General features: G+C 51.0%; 20 protein-coding genes. 11 read left to right on the top strand and 9 right to left on the bottom strand.

Annotation, left to right across the window (positions count from 1 at the left end; genetic code table 11):
• The gene (locus ACO0LL_RS10960) at window positions 1-414 is read right to left on the bottom strand and encodes a hypothetical protein (RefSeq protein WP_422950898.1); all 414 of its coding nucleotides are present in this window, start codon (window positions 412-414) and stop codon (window positions 1-3) included.
• 151 nt (window positions 415-565) lie between these two features.
• Window positions 566-2,494 (bottom strand): phosphatase PAP2 family protein, encoded by a 1,929-nt coding sequence (locus ACO0LL_RS10955; protein WP_422950942.1) that lies wholly within the window; start codon window positions 2,492-2,494, stop codon window positions 566-568.
• A gap of 270 nt (window positions 2,495-2,764) precedes the next feature.
• Between ACO0LL_RS10955 and ACO0LL_RS10950 the strand changes: the two genes are divergently transcribed.
• The 7 genes from ACO0LL_RS10950 to ACO0LL_RS10920 all read left to right on the top strand — a co-directional run bounded on the left by ACO0LL_RS10950 (window position 2,765) and on the right by ACO0LL_RS10920 (window position 7,259).
• Window positions 2,765-3,838: an endo-1,4-beta-xylanase gene (locus tag ACO0LL_RS10950; RefSeq protein ID WP_422950897.1), complete on the top strand. Its 1,074-nt coding sequence runs from the start codon at window positions 2,765-2,767 to the stop codon at window positions 3,836-3,838.
• A 160-nt stretch (window positions 3,839-3,998) separates the two neighbouring features.
• The gene (locus ACO0LL_RS10945) at window positions 3,999-4,796 is read left to right on the top strand and encodes a DUF4019 domain-containing protein (RefSeq protein WP_422950896.1); all 798 of its coding nucleotides are present in this window, start codon (window positions 3,999-4,001) and stop codon (window positions 4,794-4,796) included.
• A gap of 9 nt (window positions 4,797-4,805) precedes the next feature.
• Window positions 4,806-5,129 (top strand): hypothetical protein, encoded by a 324-nt coding sequence (locus ACO0LL_RS10940; protein WP_422950895.1) that lies wholly within the window; start codon window positions 4,806-4,808, stop codon window positions 5,127-5,129.
• A gap of 56 nt (window positions 5,130-5,185) precedes the next feature.
• Window positions 5,186-5,338, top strand: a complete 153-nt coding sequence (locus ACO0LL_RS10935) for a hypothetical protein (protein WP_422950894.1) — start codon at window positions 5,186-5,188, stop codon at window positions 5,336-5,338.
• Complete coding sequence (locus ACO0LL_RS10930; RefSeq protein ID WP_422950893.1) at window positions 5,335-5,703, top strand: hypothetical protein; 369 nt, start codon at window positions 5,335-5,337, stop codon at window positions 5,701-5,703. The genes ACO0LL_RS10935 and ACO0LL_RS10930 overlap by 4 nt, the downstream gene beginning before the upstream one ends.
• A 19-nt stretch (window positions 5,704-5,722) precedes the next feature.
• On the top strand, window positions 5,723-6,232 hold the full coding sequence (locus tag ACO0LL_RS10925; RefSeq protein WP_422950892.1) for a hypothetical protein: 510 nt from the start codon (window positions 5,723-5,725) through the stop codon (window positions 6,230-6,232).
• 67 nt (window positions 6,233-6,299) lie between these two features.
• The gene (locus ACO0LL_RS10920; RefSeq protein WP_422950891.1) at window positions 6,300-7,259 is read left to right on the top strand and encodes a hypothetical protein; all 960 of its coding nucleotides are present in this window, start codon (window positions 6,300-6,302) and stop codon (window positions 7,257-7,259) included.
• Between the two features lie 274 nt (window positions 7,260-7,533).
• Here ACO0LL_RS10920 and ACO0LL_RS10915 read toward each other — a convergent pair whose 3' ends face one another.
• Complete coding sequence (locus ACO0LL_RS10915) at window positions 7,534-8,685, bottom strand: hypothetical protein (RefSeq protein WP_422950890.1); 1,152 nt, start codon at window positions 8,683-8,685, stop codon at window positions 7,534-7,536.
• Window positions 8,686-8,910: 225 nt separating this feature from the next.
• The gene (locus tag ACO0LL_RS10910) at window positions 8,911-9,939 is read right to left on the bottom strand and encodes a saccharopine dehydrogenase NADP-binding domain-containing protein (RefSeq protein ID WP_422950889.1); all 1,029 of its coding nucleotides are present in this window, start codon (window positions 9,937-9,939) and stop codon (window positions 8,911-8,913) included.
• Between the two features lie 107 nt (window positions 9,940-10,046).
• On the opposite strand from ACO0LL_RS10910, the gene ACO0LL_RS10905 reads away from it, so the two are divergent.
• From ACO0LL_RS10905 to ACO0LL_RS10895, 3 genes are all read left to right on the top strand, one after another.
• Window positions 10,047-10,640: a TetR/AcrR family transcriptional regulator gene (locus tag ACO0LL_RS10905; protein ID WP_422950888.1), complete on the top strand. Its 594-nt coding sequence runs from the start codon at window positions 10,047-10,049 to the stop codon at window positions 10,638-10,640.
• Window positions 10,640-11,092, top strand: a complete 453-nt coding sequence (locus tag ACO0LL_RS10900) for a hypothetical protein (protein ID WP_422950887.1) — start codon at window positions 10,640-10,642, stop codon at window positions 11,090-11,092. Before ACO0LL_RS10905 ends, ACO0LL_RS10900 begins: the two co-directional genes overlap by 1 nt.
• Before the next feature lie 120 nt (window positions 11,093-11,212).
• Window positions 11,213-11,659 carry an NIF family HAD-type phosphatase gene (locus tag ACO0LL_RS10895; RefSeq protein WP_422950886.1) on the top strand — a complete coding sequence of 149 codons (447 nt, stop codon included), beginning with the start codon at window positions 11,213-11,215 and terminating at the stop codon, window positions 11,657-11,659.
• A gap of 27 nt (window positions 11,660-11,686) precedes the next feature.
• Here the strand turns inward: ACO0LL_RS10895 and ACO0LL_RS10890 are convergent, their stop codons facing one another.
• From ACO0LL_RS10890 to ACO0LL_RS10870, 5 genes are all read right to left on the bottom strand, one after another.
• Window positions 11,687-12,352, bottom strand: a complete 666-nt coding sequence (locus ACO0LL_RS10890; RefSeq protein WP_422950885.1) for a YdcF family protein — start codon at window positions 12,350-12,352, stop codon at window positions 11,687-11,689.
• A 9-nt stretch (window positions 12,353-12,361) separates the two neighbouring features.
• On the bottom strand, window positions 12,362-13,057 hold the full coding sequence (locus ACO0LL_RS10885) for a hypothetical protein (protein ID WP_422950884.1): 696 nt from the start codon (window positions 13,055-13,057) through the stop codon (window positions 12,362-12,364).
• Window positions 13,054-13,545, bottom strand: coding sequence for a hypothetical protein (locus ACO0LL_RS10880; protein WP_422950883.1), 492 nt, complete (start codon window positions 13,543-13,545; stop codon window positions 13,054-13,056). The genes ACO0LL_RS10885 and ACO0LL_RS10880 overlap by 4 nt, the downstream gene beginning before the upstream one ends.
• Before the next feature lie 139 nt (window positions 13,546-13,684).
• Entirely contained in the window at window positions 13,685-14,950 is a 1,266-nt protein-coding gene (locus ACO0LL_RS10875) for a M56 family metallopeptidase (RefSeq protein ID WP_422950882.1), read from the bottom strand.
• Window positions 14,940-15,317: a BlaI/MecI/CopY family transcriptional regulator gene (locus tag ACO0LL_RS10870; RefSeq protein ID WP_422950881.1), complete on the bottom strand. Its 378-nt coding sequence runs from the start codon at window positions 15,315-15,317 to the stop codon at window positions 14,940-14,942. Before ACO0LL_RS10870 ends, ACO0LL_RS10875 begins: the two co-directional genes overlap by 11 nt.
• A 231-nt stretch (window positions 15,318-15,548) precedes the next feature.
• Here ACO0LL_RS10870 and ACO0LL_RS10865 point away from each other — a divergent pair, with 231 nt between their 5' ends.
• Window positions 15,549-17,201 carry a glycoside hydrolase 43 family protein gene (locus ACO0LL_RS10865; protein WP_422950880.1) on the top strand — a complete coding sequence of 551 codons (1,653 nt, stop codon included), beginning with the start codon at window positions 15,549-15,551 and terminating at the stop codon, window positions 17,199-17,201.
• The last annotated feature ends 38 nt before the right edge of the window (window positions 17,202-17,239 follow it).

The following is a 17,239-nucleotide window of genomic DNA, read 5'->3' as shown; positions in this document are numbered from 1 at the left end:
TCAAGACTTCACCTTCCTGCGCCAGATCGTGTAATAGATCAGCCAGACTGGCATGATGAGAGCGTTGGAAATCAGAAAGGCAAGGCCTGGATTCTTCACGTCACCATTGATGCTCAAACCTATTGCGATTAATTCTGCATAAACTAGCGGCCCGACAACAAACAGGGCAAACCAGGTTTTCTTGACCCAGCTTTTTTGGCTGCTGCTGATACTGGCAATCGCACGGGCTTCGTCTATTGATGCCTGGAAGGGATCATTCGGGCGATAGACGTATTGCGCTTCTTCCACGGGTTCGGGTGTTTCCGGCTTGTCTGCTTTGACTGGCGCAGCAGCAGCGGCGGCAGAGATGGAACTGCCCTTGGGCAGCTCCAGGTAAAAATCGCCTGCTTTAAAGCGTTGTGGTGTTTCGCTCATGGTGCGATGTGGTACAAATCTGTACTGTAAGAGAATGTCCACATCTTACACGCGTGCGCAGCAAAATTAAATTCTTACCATACATTGCTACAAAAACCAAAAACCAAAAACCAAAAACCAAAAACCAAAAACCAAACTACTCACTAGCGCATCAGGCAGTCAGCTTCAGTTGCAAACTGGTTGCAGTGTAAGTCGGCGTCGCTGTATATCCATCAACCGTGATGCTGGTGAACTTGCCTTTCAAACTGCCTGCATTGATAACGGTAAGGGTATCGCCAACGCTGGGTTTGTAGCCATTCTGGAAGCGTATGCGCAAGCTACCGCCAGCGATGGTGACTGTGCTGCCAACCTGCATCTGGCTTTGCGCGCTGCGCAGGTTGATCTCCAGTGTGCCGCTAGCTAACTGCGTATATTTGCCCGCGATTGCCAGATTGCCTGCGGTATTGACGATGACGCCAGCGCCGCTGTACACATCGCCAGTACCAAAGGCCGTGGCTGAATTGGCTTCGATTGTACCTGCATCGATTTGCGTGCCACCGGTCCAGCTATTATTACCTGCCAGCTTCAACGTGCCGCTACCGAGTTTGCTGAGTTTGCCGCTGCCATTGATGTCATTGCGCCAAATATCCATGATATTGAAACCACCTTTGGTGGCATCCATGTTGACAATGACATTGCCAACAAAACTGCCATAACCATCTGCGGCGGCAAACAGGTTCAGCCTGCCCCAGCCTTCGGCATCATCCATGACAGGGTAGCCGGATGCCATGGCAGTAGTTTTCAAGACCACGCGCCTTTGCGCATCGCTCAAATAAGGCAAACGGGTTTCCAGCAAGACTTCTGCCCCCTTGGGCACGACAGGGGCAACATTAGTGGCAGCAATCGGCGCAAAGCCGTAGGTCATGCGGCGCAGATAGTTGACCTTGTTGCTGGCATAGTCAGCAAAACGGTCTGTCGTTGCAGTGGCAGAATGGGCATAGGCATTGAAGCTGTCTGCCGTGGTATTGGTTTGCGTGATCAGCGTAGCGTGAGCCTGTGCATAAGCTGCAGTTTTCTTGGCTGCATTGGCAGCATCATACAAGTTGGCGGCGGCTACGGCTTGTGCCTGTATGCGGCCACTCATGACATCGAGTGGTGAATGCATGCCTGCCATGATGCGGTTTTCACCGAGTTCCAGGCCACGGCTCAACAATTCCTGGAAACGCTCGGGCACCATATAAGCCATGGCAATGACGTCGCGAGTCGCTTCTGCCGAGTGACCACTGGTGAAGCCGCCATCGGTTGCCGGTGCAGTGCTCTTGGCTGGCACCAATGAAGGAGCAACGATGACCTGGTTGCTCCAGCGGTAAGGGCGGGCATATTTATAAAAGCGCTTGGCCGGTTCGGTAGAACCGTTATTGCCTATCAGCGACAACAGATCGACGGCATTGCCAAAGCTGGTATTGGCAATGCCACCCACACCTGTATTATTGCCGCTGTCATTGTATAAAACCGTGCCCGCATCAGCGGGGATTGCGGTGATGCTGGTAGTCTGCTGCGCAGCGCTGCGCCATGCTGCTGTCAATGGGCCCAGGCCATCGGTCACGCTATAGCCTTTGCCGCGGCGATCATCAAGGTAGGCAGCCAGCTCCTGTTCAGGCGTGCGTTTGCCAGTCAGGTTCGCAACATAATTGATGTTGGCATCGTGCACTACACGGTTCAGGATGGTGCCGTCCGCTGTGCCATCATTAGGCACACCTGTCCACTTGGAAGTGGCTACTGCCGGGAAATTATCTACTGCCGGTGCGGTCACACCAGCATCCACAATCAGGGTCAGCGGCTGCCAGATCGCGAGAAAGCCTGACAATACGCGCACACCCGCATTGGTTTCCAGCGTCGCATATCTGGCGTCCCCACGCTGGTTGCTGGCGACATTATCGACAAAGGCGGGCACACCGGCAGGCACCGGTGCGCTATCGACCGTGCCTGGATCAGCAGGCGGTGCAGGTATCACCAGCGGGCCTTCGATAACGACGGTATCGGTCACCACGGTGTTCGAGCCGCCACCACAAGCCATAAGAGTAAGCGCAGTGCTGATCATTAAAGCCAGGGGCAGGCGTTTCAAGCAGTGTTTCAAGCAGTGTTTCAAGCAGTGTTTCAAGCAATAAGCAGAGGTCATGATGCAGGTCTGATCTGAAGTGGAAAAGTCCGGCGATCATAAGGTATGCACATGACTGTTGTATGACAACCGATCACAAAACACATGAAATTTGCCAAGCCTCATCAGAAAACATGATTATTTAGCCGCTTCACTGGCATTTACATGGCAATGTTGTAGGATGACTAGCTTACAAACAAAGTGCCCCAAACCATGCCTTACCGCTTTTCCCTCACCCTGCTCGCTTTGATATTCAGTTTCTGCCAGCCTGAAAGCTGGGCGCAAGCTGTAGTGCCTGTGCCCGCATTGAAAGACAGCGCCAAATTCCCTATCGGGGTTGCCTTGAATGTAGGGAATGCGCCTGGTGATATGGCCGACATCAAGGAAAACGCTGCACTCATCAATGCGCAGTTCAACAGCATCGTCGCAGAAAACGGCATGAAAATGCGTTTCCTGCATCCCGCCATTGATACCTATGATTTTGCGGCGGCAGATGCACTGGCAGAATATGCACGTACACATGGCATGATATTGCATGGACATACCCTGATCTGGCACCATGATTACCAGCTACCGGTCTGGATGAAAAACTATCAGGGTGACTGGCAGGCGATGCTGCGTGAACATGTACAGCAAATTTGCAGGCATTTTGCAGGCAAGGTCAAAAGCTGGGATGTCGTCAATGAAGCGATAGATAACAAGCATCCCAAACAATACCGTGCCACCCTCTTTCTTGAAAAGCTTGGCCCCGCCTACATAGAACAGGCCTTCATCGCCGCCCATGAAGCCGACCCCGCTGCGGTGCTGTACTACAACGACTTTAACATGGAGAGCAAGGCCGACAAATTGCAGTTCATGCTGGATATGATTGATGACTTCCAGCGCCGTCACATCCCCCTGCATGGCATAGGTTTTCAGATGCATGTCAGTGTCGATAGCCCGGATATCGCGCAAATCAAAACTGCGCTGCAGGCGGTGGCTGCACGTGGCCTGCAGGTACGTATTTCAGAACTCGATGTCAGCCTGAATCAACAACAAAAGGCAGCCAGCCTGGACCCGGCACGGGCACAACTGCAAAAAGCCAGATACCGGGACATCGTCAGCGCTTATCTGCAAAGCGTGCCACCTGCCCAGCGCGGCGGTATCACCTTCTGGGGTTTGCTGGACAAGGATTCATGGTTGCTGGACAACAAACCCTACCCGGACTGGCCACTGCTATTCGACGACATAGGTCAGGCAAAACCAGCGTACTTTGGCGTACTGGAGGGTTTGCAGGAGTCACAATAAATGCTGCCCGATGCCATTTGCTTCTCATATATTTTTCGCTCCAGAGTCACGTGCTTCAGATGCGGTACAAACCTCAGGTAATTTTTTGAAACAGTTTCGTGATTGTTAAATCAGGTCTCATCCCGTATCTTTGCTGGATCTTCTCTCATCAATGATTGCCATGACACCATCCCGCCTTGCCATTGCTGTAAGCACCTGTCTTTTCATCAGCGCCAGCCCGGCGTGGGCTGCTGACCTCGCCTATAAAAAACTCTCAGGCACAAGCTTTGAACTGGTGCTCAGCAGTGACAGCAGCCTGACCGTAGATCAGGCACAAACCATGATGGCCGAACCTGCGGCCAAACTATGCAATGGCAAAATACCAGAATTTGGCAAATACAAATTCAACCGCGATGAACCCCTGGCGGGTCAGGCTGCAGAGGGCAAAACCAGCTTCAGCATGGTACAGATATTGAATTGCGTGGCCGACATCCCGGAACGCCCCAAGCTGGCCAGTAGCAAACTCAGTGAAGATGACATCGCCAGGTTCAAGATAGAAGGCAAAAAACTCAGCAATGCCTATATGTCAGCCATTGACAATGGCTACTATGAAGTTGCCTACAATATGCTGAGCAAGGGTTTGAAGAACACCAGCACGCTGGAAGAATGGCAAACCCGCACCTCAGCCTACCAGACGCAAATTGGCAAGCAAGTCAGCCGCGACCTCTGGCGCATCACCGTCTATGACAACCCTGCCAATGCGCAGCAGGCAGGCACCTATATCGCCGTCGATTATGAAACCAGGCAAAGCATCGCCCCCGTCACCTGCGGCTACCTGATGTGGTTCCAGCCCGCCGGAACCAAAAATAATTTTACCCTCATGCGTGAAGAATATGGGCACATCCCTGAAGACATCCTGAAAGCGACTGCAGCCGGTGATGTGGGCAAGTTGCGTAAGCAGATGGGGTGCAAAATTTAGCATGAAATCATGATAAGAACCGAGCATCTGGAAAACCTGATTCTTCAAGAACTGCATTGCTATTACCACGCGAATGTAGTTGTTTGGAGCAAAGAGGGATTTTCTTCACTCGCAGAACAAACAGCTTTCAGGTTGCATGATGGTGCCCCAAAAGAAATGGATGCTCTGATCTCTTTACTTGACGAAGTAAGATCAAATCGTCAGCATGTATTTCTGGATTTTCTGATTGAAGAAACCTGGATAGAATGGCGGGAAGATTCATCTTGGCACTGCCTTCAGATACACTTGAAAAAAATGACTCAACATCTGAAGCGACTCATCAATGCTTCATAAATAGCAATCGTTACTTTGCTTTTGAGAAGCGTCGAAAACAAAGCACAATAAAAAAAATGAAATTCAACCTCCGCCGCCGCGATCTGTATGCCGTCAGTATCGTTTCATTTGCGGACGTAATCATCTCTGCCTGCCTGGGCAGATTGCTGCCTGCGCTTGCATTTGCAGTCTTGGCGCTGGTATTCTTTTTATGGGCCAGAAAAGCGTGAGCATATCGTTGGCACTGGCATGGCTAATACTGATTGGTATCTGCGGCGCAGCCGTATATATACAATTCTTTGTTAAAAACTGGAACTCTGTTGCCCGCTGGTTTGGTGTTGCGACTTTGTGGATGTTTTTATCAAGAGGTTTTTTCGAGATCATTTATTGCGGTGACCTGTTATACAATGCTTGCGCGCTCACGCTCATCTGGACTTCGCTTTTTTTCATTGCGCCTGTTGCCTATATAAAAATCTGCGGTGACAAGGTTCGCTTAAAGAATATGCAGCTAGTCCTGTATCTGACAGGTGCCACCGGCATATTGCTGCCTGTGCTATTCATACAACTGACAAAAATCAGCACATCGGTTTGCTGATCTCTTATTCAATTCTGCAATGACGCAGCTTTATCATTATGTAGGCCCCGTAGAAATTGCCACCGCAGTTGCAGCCATCCCCATAGGTTTTGCGATTCGCGAGTTGCAGGATGTCATGCGCTGGGTAAAAGAGACTGAACAGCATATCAACCGTGATGGCAGCATAATTGCGACCTTCACCATAGACCAGCATGGCATCCTGCACCTTGCAGACCGGCATAGCGAACATGTCGCTTGCGCCAGTGGAAAACCAGTATTATCTGCTGGTGAAATCACTTTTGTCATCAATGGCGACAAGCCCGCAGTGAGCGCCATCACCAATCAATCCACTGGCTATTGCCCGCAAACCTCGTCATGGCCGGATGTGGCAAACGCCTTGCAACTCGCAGGCATGGCTGCGCCCGGACATTTCAGCAGCAGCTATGAATTTCGCCGTTGCAGGCTATGCCAGGCCATCAACATCATCAAGGACGATGTGCTTGAATGTGCGCTGTGTGAAGCTGCATTGCCTGAGGAATGGAATTTTTGACATAGTGAGGCAATATATTGCTTAAAATACTGTGACTTACTCCCATTCTTAAAAAGGAAATATTCCATTGAAAAATTTTCAAAGCCATTTCCTGAGAAAAATAATTTTATCAATCACCTTATTCTCTTTAACTCTGTACTTGATTCCTGCTTTTGCGCAATCGCAAGTAAGCAAGTCAACTGCCAATCAGACAGTATGTCTGAACAGGCTCAGAGACAGGGAAGCCTGCACTGACCCATGGCGTCAAGTTCCTATCAAGTTGCTTGAACTTGCCGACTATCAAACTCAATGCCAGCAAGCAGGCGATCGCGGTGCCTTCGAATATTACGAAGGGGTACTGCGTAAGCTCTGGTATCGATCTGAACAATATGATGCAGCCATTGATCGCGGCATAGCGAGTATAGAAATATCGCTGATGAATGGTGGCCGAGGTGGCGTATATGGTTCCCCCTTCTTTTTGTCCTACCTCGTTCCTCCTGAGATGAGAAAAATAAATGGCGCAGGTATTTCCGCAGATGGCAATAAAGCACTAATAGATGCCTATGCAGGATTAATTCCAGGTTTCAAGCATTGGGTCAAGGCTGGTATTCCTGTCATTGAGAAAGAACTATGCGCACACAAGGCCAGACTGGCAATTTCTGATGCAAAAAAACTGCTTCAACTGCCAATGGCTACAATGACAGAATTAGAAAAACACACTGAGCAGTTTGGAAAAATTCTTACGCTGGCAGAAAATGTCAGCGCCTGTTCCTCTAGTGCATCCGATGGAATTGAATGGGGTGATTTCTTTGATTTTTATGAAGCTACTTGCGAAGGATGTATTACAGAGATCAGTGATCTAGCCAGGAGGCAGCTTCGTCTGGAAATTAAAGCATACAAACATCTGATCTTGGGAATGGTAAAAATCAGGGCCAAGAATGAGAAACCGCCATCCTGCGAGACGCTGGAAGAGCGAGTCACACATTTTAAAGACCACGTAAAAACACAACTGGTGCGTGGCACTTGGATTCCATTAGATGAAAAGTAGTAAGCCCAGAAACCAAAGATCATGACATCAAACAATTAATCTTCAACATCCCCGGCTGTTGTGTCTTGTTTCCGACGCGGCGATACCAGGCTACTTCCGGCGCATTGTTTTTTTCTACGTCTATCTGCTTCAGCGACATCTGTTTGCCATCATAGAAAATCCTGTCGGCAGCATGAACAGATGTTGCAGCGAGGAGTAGAAGGCAGATGACTGCTTTCTACTTGTTGGTGGGCTTGTTCATTTTTTCATCTTCCTCTTTGTACAGAGCGCAGCCTTAGTCCTTATCGTCCACTGTTAACCTGTTATGCCTGAACCACTCAGCAAATCCCTGATCCTCCAGCGCATAGATGCCGCGCGATTGTTTCCAGACCAGGTTTTTTTCGCGCAGGCCATCAATGGCTGTTTGCACCGTTGCCTTGGATAAGCGTCTGGTTTTGGTGATGGCCATATAGGCCGCCATGGATTCATCAGAAAATGGTATCCAGTGTTCGCCCTTGCTGATGAGCACGCTGAGCACGGCTTTCTGTATCGCTGTCAGGGCATCGAACTCGCTGGCGAATTCTTCCCACAGGCGGTTATTGATTTTGCGGGCACCATCTTCGAGTATTTCTGAAAGGCTTTGCGCCTGACCTTCGAGGGCGATGTGGGCGATCAGGTCACGCAGCATTTCTGGCCGGTTGCCCAGCAACTGGAATGCTGCCCACACACTCTCGGCGCGCAGCTTGTTGCCTCTGGCCAGATTGCCATTTGCCCATTTGGTAAAGGCATCGGTGTATGACTTGTTGAGCAAGGGAAAAGCGGTAATGCTGGAACCAAAGAAAGGCTGGGTGCGGTTCAGCACGAGGTGGGCGAGTTTGTCACGGTTGGAACCAGTAAATACCAGCATCAGTGCGGGCAGCTCAGCACTGAGGTTCAGGGTATCGCGTGCTGACTTGAGTGCAAACATGGCATTCAGGCCTGCTGGCGTGCTCAGGGCATGCTGGGCTTCATCGACGATGAGCACGATAGGTTTTTTAACCTGGTGACTGAGCTCGGCAATCACATCTGACAGCGTGACATTGTCTGGCAAACCCGGTTGGTTAATATCAATGGTCAGCGTGCCCATGACATTGACTTTGGACAAGCCCACGGCCTTGGCCGCCTTGCTGATGATGCCTATGGTGTCGGCCAAATGTTTTTTGATGGCCTCGGTAATGATGAGGGCAGGGTCGCGCTCTTTGTTGGCCCACAAATCCACATACACGGGCAGCCAGCCGCGTGCACTGATCTCTGGCACCAGGTCTTCGCGCAGGAAGGTGCTCTTGCCGACGCGCCTTGGGGCAGCCAGGAATAAACCCGAGCGCGCATCACTCAGGCCCTTGCCTTGCAACCTGTTGCAAAGCTCCTGCGCCAGCTCAGGGCGGCGAAAAGTAAAGGAAATGCTCATGGCTGACGACCCTTTTTATCTCTGCTTTTTATTTGTACTTACTCTATTATGCTTTATTATGTCCAGATACATAAATTATGTACCAAGACATAATAAAGCATAAATTGCAGCAAATACAAGATATTTTTAAGGTCTTGTCACTGCAAAAGACGATGTATCTACGCCTTTTCAGGTTTAATGCATCTGCGGCACGAGCTAGTAAGCAGTGATGGTTTCAGCCACGAATCATACTGCTTCAAAAGTGCAGACCAGCTCAGGTGCAAGCGCATGCAAAAAGCTACGCGCATCAAAGACTGCACCTGGCGCATGCGCGCCACTATGCTGTTTCACTTCACCCTGCAAAATCCGTTGCGCTGCCTCGCATATCAGTGGCGCAGTGAAGCCATAGATGTCGCGCCCCTGCGCCATCAGTTTGCGGGTTTGCCCATCCTTGCCTGCGATGATCTCGACCAGAAATATCTGGGCAGACTTGCCGCTTTCGTCTGCTGCCGCGGGTGGTGGCGTCAGCGGGTCACGTATATCCTGCAGGGCAGACAGATTCAGATAGGTATGCAATTGCCCTATGCTCAAATGTTGTGTCATCAGTATAACTTCCGAGAACGGCACTTCTATCGCATCAAGCCGCCCGAAGGGCTCAGCATAGTCCCAGGCAATTTCAGTTGCAGGCAATGTCATGGGTACCAGCTTGCCATCACTGACCACCAGACGATGTGCTGTATTGCGCGCACCGGTGATGCGCGTGCCTTCGGTAGGGTGCCAGCTGTCGAGGGCGATGCCTATGCGGATGTCATCAACTGCATCCCAGTCGCCAGTTACCGCTGTCGCCAGCAAATCTGCGAGGCCACCGTAAAAGCCCATGGCGGGCATAACCAGCACGCCTGCTTCACGCGCTGGACCATCAAAGTTCTTCAAGGTATCGTGGGCGCTCATTTGCTCTGCGCTGACATCGAGATAATGCACGCGATTGCGTATGGCTGCGGCAGCAAGCTGGTTGGCGGTTTCCAGGAAGGGGCCAGCGCAATTGATCAGGGCCGCGACGCCTTGCAAGGCCTGATCCAGCGCGGCATCATCAGCGATTGAAACGCAGTGGGTCCGGATGCCGCGACTTTCAAAGCCAGCAGCGGCCAGCTTGCCGCTATCGCGGGCCAGGGCAATTGGCACCATGCCGCGCCTTACCAGCTCATCCACCACGAAGCGTCCGGTATGCCCGGTAGCACCAAAAACAGCAACTTTGTTATTGACTGGGGTATTCATCGTTTGACTCCAAGTTTATTATTTATTCAATACGATACAGACCGGTATGTTTTATAAGATACATACAGGTCTGTAGCATGTCAAGCAATCATGCTATAATTTTTTCCATGAATACTTCAAAGACCGCCAGCGCATCTGCACCCTCAGAGGTAAAAGAACGCATACTTGAAACAGCTTCCCGGCTTTTTTATAGCCAGGGTGTCAGGGCCGTGGGCGTGGATCTGGTGGCAGAGCAGGCTGACGTCGCAAAAACCAGCATCTATCGTCACTTTGGTACCAAGGACGATCTCATCGCCGCTTTTTTACAGCGCGAAGATGAAGATTTCTGGCAATGCTGGGGCGATGTGCACAAGCGCCATGCAAATGATGCGGCTGCCGAGCTTGATGCGCATTTCCAGTGGATAGGTGAACGGGTAGCCCGCCCTAACTACCGCGGGTGCCCACAAATCAATGTGGCGGCAGAGTTTCCTGACCAGGATCACCCAGCCCGCGAGGTTGCCTACAAGCATAAACATGAGCTGCGACGCAGGCTCAAAGACATCGCTGTGCGCCTGGACGCAAAACGCCCGGATGAACTGGCTGGCCAGTTAGCGGTGTTGATCAACGGTGCCTTTGTCAGCTCTCAAATGTTCTTTGACGGCGAAGCCACGGCATTGCTAACTGCAACAGCACATGCGCTGCTTGCTGCAGCCAAAGCCTGATGGACGAAGACGCATCCGCAGATGCTAAGATAAAAACCTGCCAGGATTTTTACCGGTACTGGATGAAAAATGCTGGACTGGAAATGGTGTCCCTGCCAGATGCTGCCAACAGATTGCAGGCTATTGCGCATCCGCTGCCACTCGCATTGACAGCCTACTATCTTTGCGCCGGCAACAGCCCTGCCAACACTGCATACAATGAACTTTTACAGCCCGAAGATTTGTATGCAGAACAAGAACATCTGATCTTCATGCACGAGAATCAGGGTGTGGTCGATTGGGGCATACGTCTGCAAGACCTGGCGCAAGATGATCCCATCGTCTGGCAAAGAAATAATGATGACGAAGCATGGTACGCAGAAGATCATCATCTCAGCAGTTTCTTGATGGCTTGCTGGTATTGGGCAGAATTTGGTGAAGACAGACCTGAGGATTTTTTTAAACTTGGGTAGCGTGTTCTGTCGAATGCGCCCTACGCGCCATTGCCTGCCGCAGCTTCGAATACAATGGTGCGCACGGCGCACCCTACAAAAATTACGGTGACATACTAGCGCCTCATCATCTTTCATCAAATGAAAAAAACACCACCTACCGTACTCGCACTTGATCTTGAAGGCACACTGATCTCCAATGCAATGAGCCAGATACCACGTCCTGGCCTGCATGCTTTTCTCGAGCGCTGCGCTGCACTATTCCCACGCCTGGTCATGTTCACGACAGTGAAGGAAGACAAGTTCAGGCAAATCGCCCGCTTGCTGGTGGAAGAAGGCATGGCACCAGCCTGGTATGCAGACATGGAATATGTGCACTGGCAAGGTGAAACCAAGAATCTGGAATTTGTGCCTGATGCCGCAGTCAGTGACATCATCCTGGTGGATGATTTTGAAATCTATGTCCATCCAGGCCAGGAGGCGCAATGGATGCAGATAGCGTATTTTGACTATCCCTATTCTGAAGACGACAGAGGATTATTTGTGATGCTGGAAAAGCTGGAAGCACTAGTCAGTGGCTTTATGTAAAGAATCGCTCAAGCCTTTTATTATTTTTCAGGACTGATTAGGGCTACACAACATATTCATATCGTCTGTCAATTCATGCTTCACATAAAAGAAGCCCTCATACAACAATGACTTCGCTTTTGAGCGCCAACTGACATAACGACTGGTGGGCGTAGCAGCGGAGATGGCATGGAGTTCCATTTCATTCGCCATCGTCATCGCCCGCTTCATGTGCAAAGGGTCACTGACCAGCATTACATTCTTTAATTGATGCGCGCGCATGATTTTGCAAGCCTGCATCAGGTTTTGATGGGTATTTTTCGATACCTCTTCCGTCAAAATCTTTTCAGCAGGAATACCCTCGGCAATGGCATATTGGCGGGCTGTGGCTGATTCAGAAAGAGTGTCACCTTCACTCAAGCCACCTGTGAAAATCAGATACTGCACCTGACCGTTTTTGTACAGGTGTATGCCATGCTTGATGCGTTCTGCAAATACGGGCGATGGCCTGTCTTTCCAGACTGATGCGCCTAACACTATCGCCGCATCAGCTTTGATTTTCTCTGGTATGGCAGATTGTTGGGCCAGCATTGCAGGATAAAGAGCAATACTCAGCATGATCTGGATAAAGCCAGCCAGAGCGATGATCAATGCTAGCAACAGAATATACTTAACGCGGAAGTAACGGCGCACAACAGTAAAATAAAGCTTCACGCTGGCCTGCTACTTTCTTAACACGCGCCAGGGCTTGCTGGTTTTTGAATAGACGGGTACACGCTTTTCATTACTCGCATAATCGTCTTCAAAGACTACCCATGCATCACTACGCCTGACCAGATACCAGAATGGCAGCTTGCGGCCTTCAACACGCAATGGCGTGCCATACAAATCCAGCTCAGACAAATCCAGGGACAATCTGGCTTTATCCGGTTTGCCATTGATGCTGAGCTTGCCGTCTGCGAAACACCATTGCTCTTTTTCTTCGCTGACAAAGCAGCCTTGTATGATGCGTGCCAGATAAAGGTCGGCCTCGTTCTGCTCAAGTGTGCCCAGGCGTTGATACGGCCCCTGCTCTGCCCTGTGCTTGCCGTTACCCACTAACCAGACTTTATCACCTGCTAGGCGCAGGCAATAGGCAGTCTCGTCACCCTCATGCCAGGCCAGGTTTTGTTTGATGCGGCCATCCTTTATGCTCAGGGCAATTTGCTGGCTGTCAGTGGCTTTCATGGCCCCTGTCCAGTTGCCATGTTTTTCCAGCAGGCTCAGAAAATGAGTCGTAGCCCAGTAGCCATCCAGCTTGCTCAGGGCGGCGGCGCCTGTGCAAATTTTGGCTTCCACTGCCATGGCAGTAGAAGCAGATAACAGTAGCAATGCGAGGGCGAGTTTGGTGCAGGTGGTTTGCATGATAAACGGGCTCATTTCATCTCATTGAGATACTTTATCCAGAGTTCAAAATAACGCTTCAATTCTGCCTTGCGTTGATGGGTATCGGCATGGTGCTTCAAAAAATCTGCCTGATTTTGCAACTTGTCAGCCAATAGCATCTTGCGCACTTCTGGCAAGGTCCAGCCTACGTAGATGGCAAGATCAGTTATCTCCCATGCATCGGTATGTGGCTTGCATAAGTAGGCATTGGCTGCGCGACGGTACTCCATCACCAGCATCATCACTTCTGCTGAAAATGAAGATACCATGGACACATGGGAAGCTAATTCTGCATCCCCTTGAAGCAATGGATGTATGCAAAACGCCTTCAAGGCGTCCATGCTGGCATCGAGGCGCATCATGATGTCCAGGCCGTCATCAATGTGCTTCATCAGCAATTCCTGGCTGCGTTCAGCCCGGCGCCCACCGTAAAATTTGCTGATCGCCTGATATTCTGTGCTTGCCTCAAGCGTTTGTTTCACAGCATTTCTTCCTGTCCTGTCAGTCGGTCTCGATCTGATGCATCAACATAAAATTACTTTCGTCGATTTTAACAGAACAGCAAAACCAGGCAGCCCGATAGAGCTTGCCTGATGTCGCACGGATATTAATTTATTCCACTTATTTGACCAGACTAGCCGTCATCGCAATATCAAAGTCCTGCTGTTTGTCTGGCGTTTCTTTTTGCAGCTTCGCTTGCTGGCCGAGGCCTGTGATCAGTTTTGGCTTGGCGATCACTTCATCGCCTTTTTTGACGATCATGTCTATGACGACTGAATTTTTATATTTGTCTGAAGGTGCCGGAGTAAGCGTAAAACTGAAGTCCCATTTTGCCTGACCGTCTTCAGACTGTATGCCGATGGCGGCTGGCGTACCTTGCTTGACTACAACACGGGGTGAACTTTTTATACCAGCAACCTTAATATCCATCGCCACGGAATAACTGCCCACTTCTGACTTGTCCGCGTCCTGGCCAGTCTGTATGGGTGTGGCAACACTGCTCACTGGTGTCGCAGCCCAGGCACTGTAGGCACTGACACTGCACAGGCAGCTCAATACTGCGTAGGCGACCACACGTTTCAATTTACTCGGATTGTTCTGTTGCAATTGCATGATTCTCTCCTTTAAAGGATGACGGGAAGGCCAATGGCAGGCCAGGGCGCTGCGGGTGACACTTAACTGGGTTTTGAGCATGGCTTCGGCATAGGTGCGCCTGGCCTGAGGCTCTTGCGCAATCACGCTGGCATCGCAGGCCAGCTCCTGGTCGAGACGGAAGCAGCGGGCAGCGACATGCATGAGTGGGTTGAACCAGAACAGACATTGCAGCAACGCAAACAGGGTATTGGCAATGACATCACCACGGCCTTTGTGCACCAGTTCATGGCGGATGATGAGTGCCTGTTCTGCTTCACTATAACGCTCATAAAAATCAGCGGGAACAATGATCTTTGGTCTGAAGCAGCCTGCCAGCGCCGGGCCAGTATCAACATCGCTGGCGAGATAGACACCCTCGCTCTCGGTCAGTTTGCCGAGCCTGCGCAAGAAATGCAGGTGCTGCATGCCAAGCAGGGCCAGCAGACACAGGCTGCCTATGAGCCATACACTGACAAGAATTATTGGCCAGACACTGGTGGGCTGTATCTCCAGCAGAGTTGTACCTGAGATGAACTGGTTAGCAGGAGCCTGCAACTTTTCCGCCATGTCCAGATATTGCCGGTGCGGCAAAAACATGGCGAGCAGGGAGAGTGGCAAGACCGCCCAGAGCTGGTAGGCAATACCGGCACCTGCCAATTTACGCAAAGGGTTTCTGACCAGCAGGATGAGCACGATCAGGCCGCTGATGACAAGGCAGGCGAGTATTGCTGGCTGCAAGAAATTACTGATCATCACCGAGCTCCTTGATGAGACGTTTGAGTTCAGCGATATCCTGTTTGGACAATTTCTTTTGCTCGCTGAAGTGCGCCACCAGCGGTGCGATACGGCCATTGAACATGCGGTCGAGAAAACCCTTGCTCTCTGACATCAGCCATTGTTCACGCTGCAGGATGGGGGAATACAAAAAGCGTCTGCCATCCTTCTCGGCAGCGATCGCACCTTTTTTCAGCAGGCGGTTCAGCAAGGTTTTGACTGTGGCTTCCTGCCAATCCTGTTGCTGCGCCAAAGCGGCGCTGACCTCTTCGGCTGACTGCGGATGCTGTTTCCACAGGGTTTCCATGACTAGCGATTCTGCCTCGCTGATGGCGATGTTTTTCATTGCGGGCTCCAGAGTGAAATTAGCATCAGACATTCATTTACAGATGTAATCGACAATTAATGATTACACGTGTAATCAGTGAAGTCAACAAGAAATTGCAATCAGCTGACTTGCGCAACATCCTGATTTTTGCCTTCCATCTGCAAACCATGCTTGCACACCACGGCTTTGCATCGCATAATTGGTCTTACCAATTTAAATTTGGTCAACCAAAACCCAAAACAATACATGATGACAAGAAAAACTGGACTATTGCCCCGGCTACTGGCTGCCTTTCTGCTGGCACCCGTTTTGGCTATACCGGCGCATGCCCAACATGCCGCCCATGCCGACCAGGCGCAATACCAGAATCCCATCATCCATGCCGATTATTCCGACCCCGATGTCATCCGTGTAGGCAAGCGCTATTACATGACGGCATCGAGTTTCAATAGTGCACCCGGCTTGCCTTTGCTGGAATCGGCAGACATGGTGCACTGGCAACTGGTGGGGCATGCCTTGCCACAGCAATTGCCACTCGCGGATTTTGCCCGGCCACAGCATGGCAAGGGAGTGTGGGCACCCTGTCTGCGTTATCACGACCAGCGCTTCTGGATTTTTTATCCTGATCCTGACCAGGGCATTTATGTGATGACGGCAGAAAATTTCAGCGGCCCCTGGACTACACCTCACCTGCTGCTGGCAGGCAAGGGTATCATCGATCCTACGCCTTTGTGGGATGAAGATGGCCAGGCTTATCTGCTACACGCCTGGGCCAAAAGTCGTGCTGGCATCAACAATATGCTGAGCCTGCGCCGCATGAACAAGGAGGCGACACAGATACTGGATACCGATGCCAAGGTCGTTATCGATGGCAACAAGCTGCCTGGCTACAAGACACTGGAAGGCCCCAAGTTCTACAAACATCAGGGCTACTACTATGTCTTTGCCCCGGCTGGCGGCGTGGAAGAAGGCTGGCAATCGGTATTCCGCTCACGCCATATCGAGGGCCCGTATGAAGACAAGATCGTCATGGCACAGGGCAAGTCAACCACCAATGGCCCGCACCAAGGTGCCTGGGTACAGACGCCAGCAGGCACTGACTGGTTTTACCACTTCCAGGACAAGCGCGCCTATGGTCGCATCGTGCACCTGCAACCCATGCACTGGAAAAATGGCTGGCCCGTCATCGGTGACGATGTCAACAATACCGGAACAGGTGAACCCGTGCTCAGACATGCGATGCCGGTAGCAGGCAGCTTCCCGCAAGTACAGCCTGCGACTACCGATGAATTCAAAGACAGCAAGTTGGGCCTGCAGTGGCAGTGGAACGCCAACTGGAAACCAGAATGGTATTCATTGACAGCCAGGCCACAGCACCTGCGCCTGCACACTCAAGCCGACAGCAGCTATGCAGAACGCAAAAACCTGTGGGACGTGCCCTCCTTGCTTTTACAAAAACTACCAGCCGAACAATTCACAGTAGATACCAGACTGGACCTCAGCCACCTGCAAAACAGCAGCAGCACTGGCCTCATCATGTATGGCTTCAACTATGCCTGGCTGGGCGTGCGCCAGCAAGACAAGGCAAGACAGTTACTCTTATCGACTTGCGACAAGACAGAAGCAAAATGCGCAGAAGTGGTACGCGCCAGCCTGCCACTGGACAGCAACACAGCCTATTTGCGCATGGTGGTGCAGGCAGGTGGCAAAACGCAATTCTATTACAGCACCGACAATCAGCAATTCAATGCGATTGGCGATGAGTTCACTGCGACGATGGGCCGCTGGGTTGGTGCACAGATGGGTTTGTTCAGCGTACGGCCTGATGCATCACCTTCTGCTGGGGATGATTATGTCGATGTAGATTATTTCAGGGTGACGATAAACAAGCAGTTACCATAATTCAAACGCCCAGGCGGTGCGTCTTGACGCACCAGTTC

This window comes from Undibacterium sp. TC4M20W (genome assembly GCF_049340245.1).
In the GTDB taxonomy this organism is placed as follows: Bacteria; Pseudomonadota; Gammaproteobacteria; order Burkholderiales; family Burkholderiaceae_D; genus Undibacterium.
This window is presented reverse-complemented; position numbering and strand designations above follow the sequence as displayed.

Bases quoted from the DNA above. Each gene is read 5' to 3' on its own strand.
- ACO0LL_RS10940 (WP_422950895.1), top strand. From the start codon at position 4,806: ATGATAAGAACCGAGCATCTGGAAAACCTGATTCTTCAAGAACTGCAT.
- ACO0LL_RS10950 (WP_422950897.1), top strand. From the start codon at position 2,765: ATGCCTTACCGCTTTTCCCTCACCCTGCTCGCTTTGATATTCAGTTTC.
- ACO0LL_RS10925 (WP_422950892.1), top strand. From the start codon at position 5,723: ATGACGCAGCTTTATCATTATGTAGGCCCCGTAGAAATTGCCACCGCA.
- ACO0LL_RS10875 (WP_422950882.1), bottom strand. From the start codon at position 14,950: ATGATCAGTAATTTCTTGCAGCCAGCAATACTCGCCTGCCTTGTCATC.
- ACO0LL_RS10955 (WP_422950942.1), bottom strand. From the start codon at position 2,494: ATGATCAGCACTGCGCTTACTCTTATGGCTTGTGGTGGCGGCTCGAAC.
- ACO0LL_RS10865 (WP_422950880.1), top strand. From the start codon at position 15,549: ATGACAAGAAAAACTGGACTATTGCCCCGGCTACTGGCTGCCTTTCTG.
- ACO0LL_RS10935 (WP_422950894.1), top strand. From the start codon at position 5,186: ATGAAATTCAACCTCCGCCGCCGCGATCTGTATGCCGTCAGTATCGTT.
- ACO0LL_RS10885 (WP_422950884.1), bottom strand. From the start codon at position 13,057: ATGAGCCCGTTTATCATGCAAACCACCTGCACCAAACTCGCCCTCGCA.
- ACO0LL_RS10895 (WP_422950886.1), top strand. From the start codon at position 11,213: ATGAAAAAAACACCACCTACCGTACTCGCACTTGATCTTGAAGGCACA.
- ACO0LL_RS10960 (WP_422950898.1), bottom strand. From the start codon at position 414: ATGAGCGAAACACCACAACGCTTTAAAGCAGGCGATTTTTACCTGGAG.
- ACO0LL_RS10915 (WP_422950890.1), bottom strand. From the start codon at position 8,685: ATGAGCATTTCCTTTACTTTTCGCCGCCCTGAGCTGGCGCAGGAGCTT.
- ACO0LL_RS10945 (WP_422950896.1), top strand. From the start codon at position 3,999: ATGACACCATCCCGCCTTGCCATTGCTGTAAGCACCTGTCTTTTCATC.
- ACO0LL_RS10900 (WP_422950887.1), top strand. From the start codon at position 10,640: ATGGACGAAGACGCATCCGCAGATGCTAAGATAAAAACCTGCCAGGAT.
- ACO0LL_RS10870 (WP_422950881.1), bottom strand. From the start codon at position 15,317: ATGAAAAACATCGCCATCAGCGAGGCAGAATCGCTAGTCATGGAAACC.
- ACO0LL_RS10905 (WP_422950888.1), top strand. From the start codon at position 10,047: ATGAATACTTCAAAGACCGCCAGCGCATCTGCACCCTCAGAGGTAAAA.
- ACO0LL_RS10910 (WP_422950889.1), bottom strand. From the start codon at position 9,939: ATGAATACCCCAGTCAATAACAAAGTTGCTGTTTTTGGTGCTACCGGG.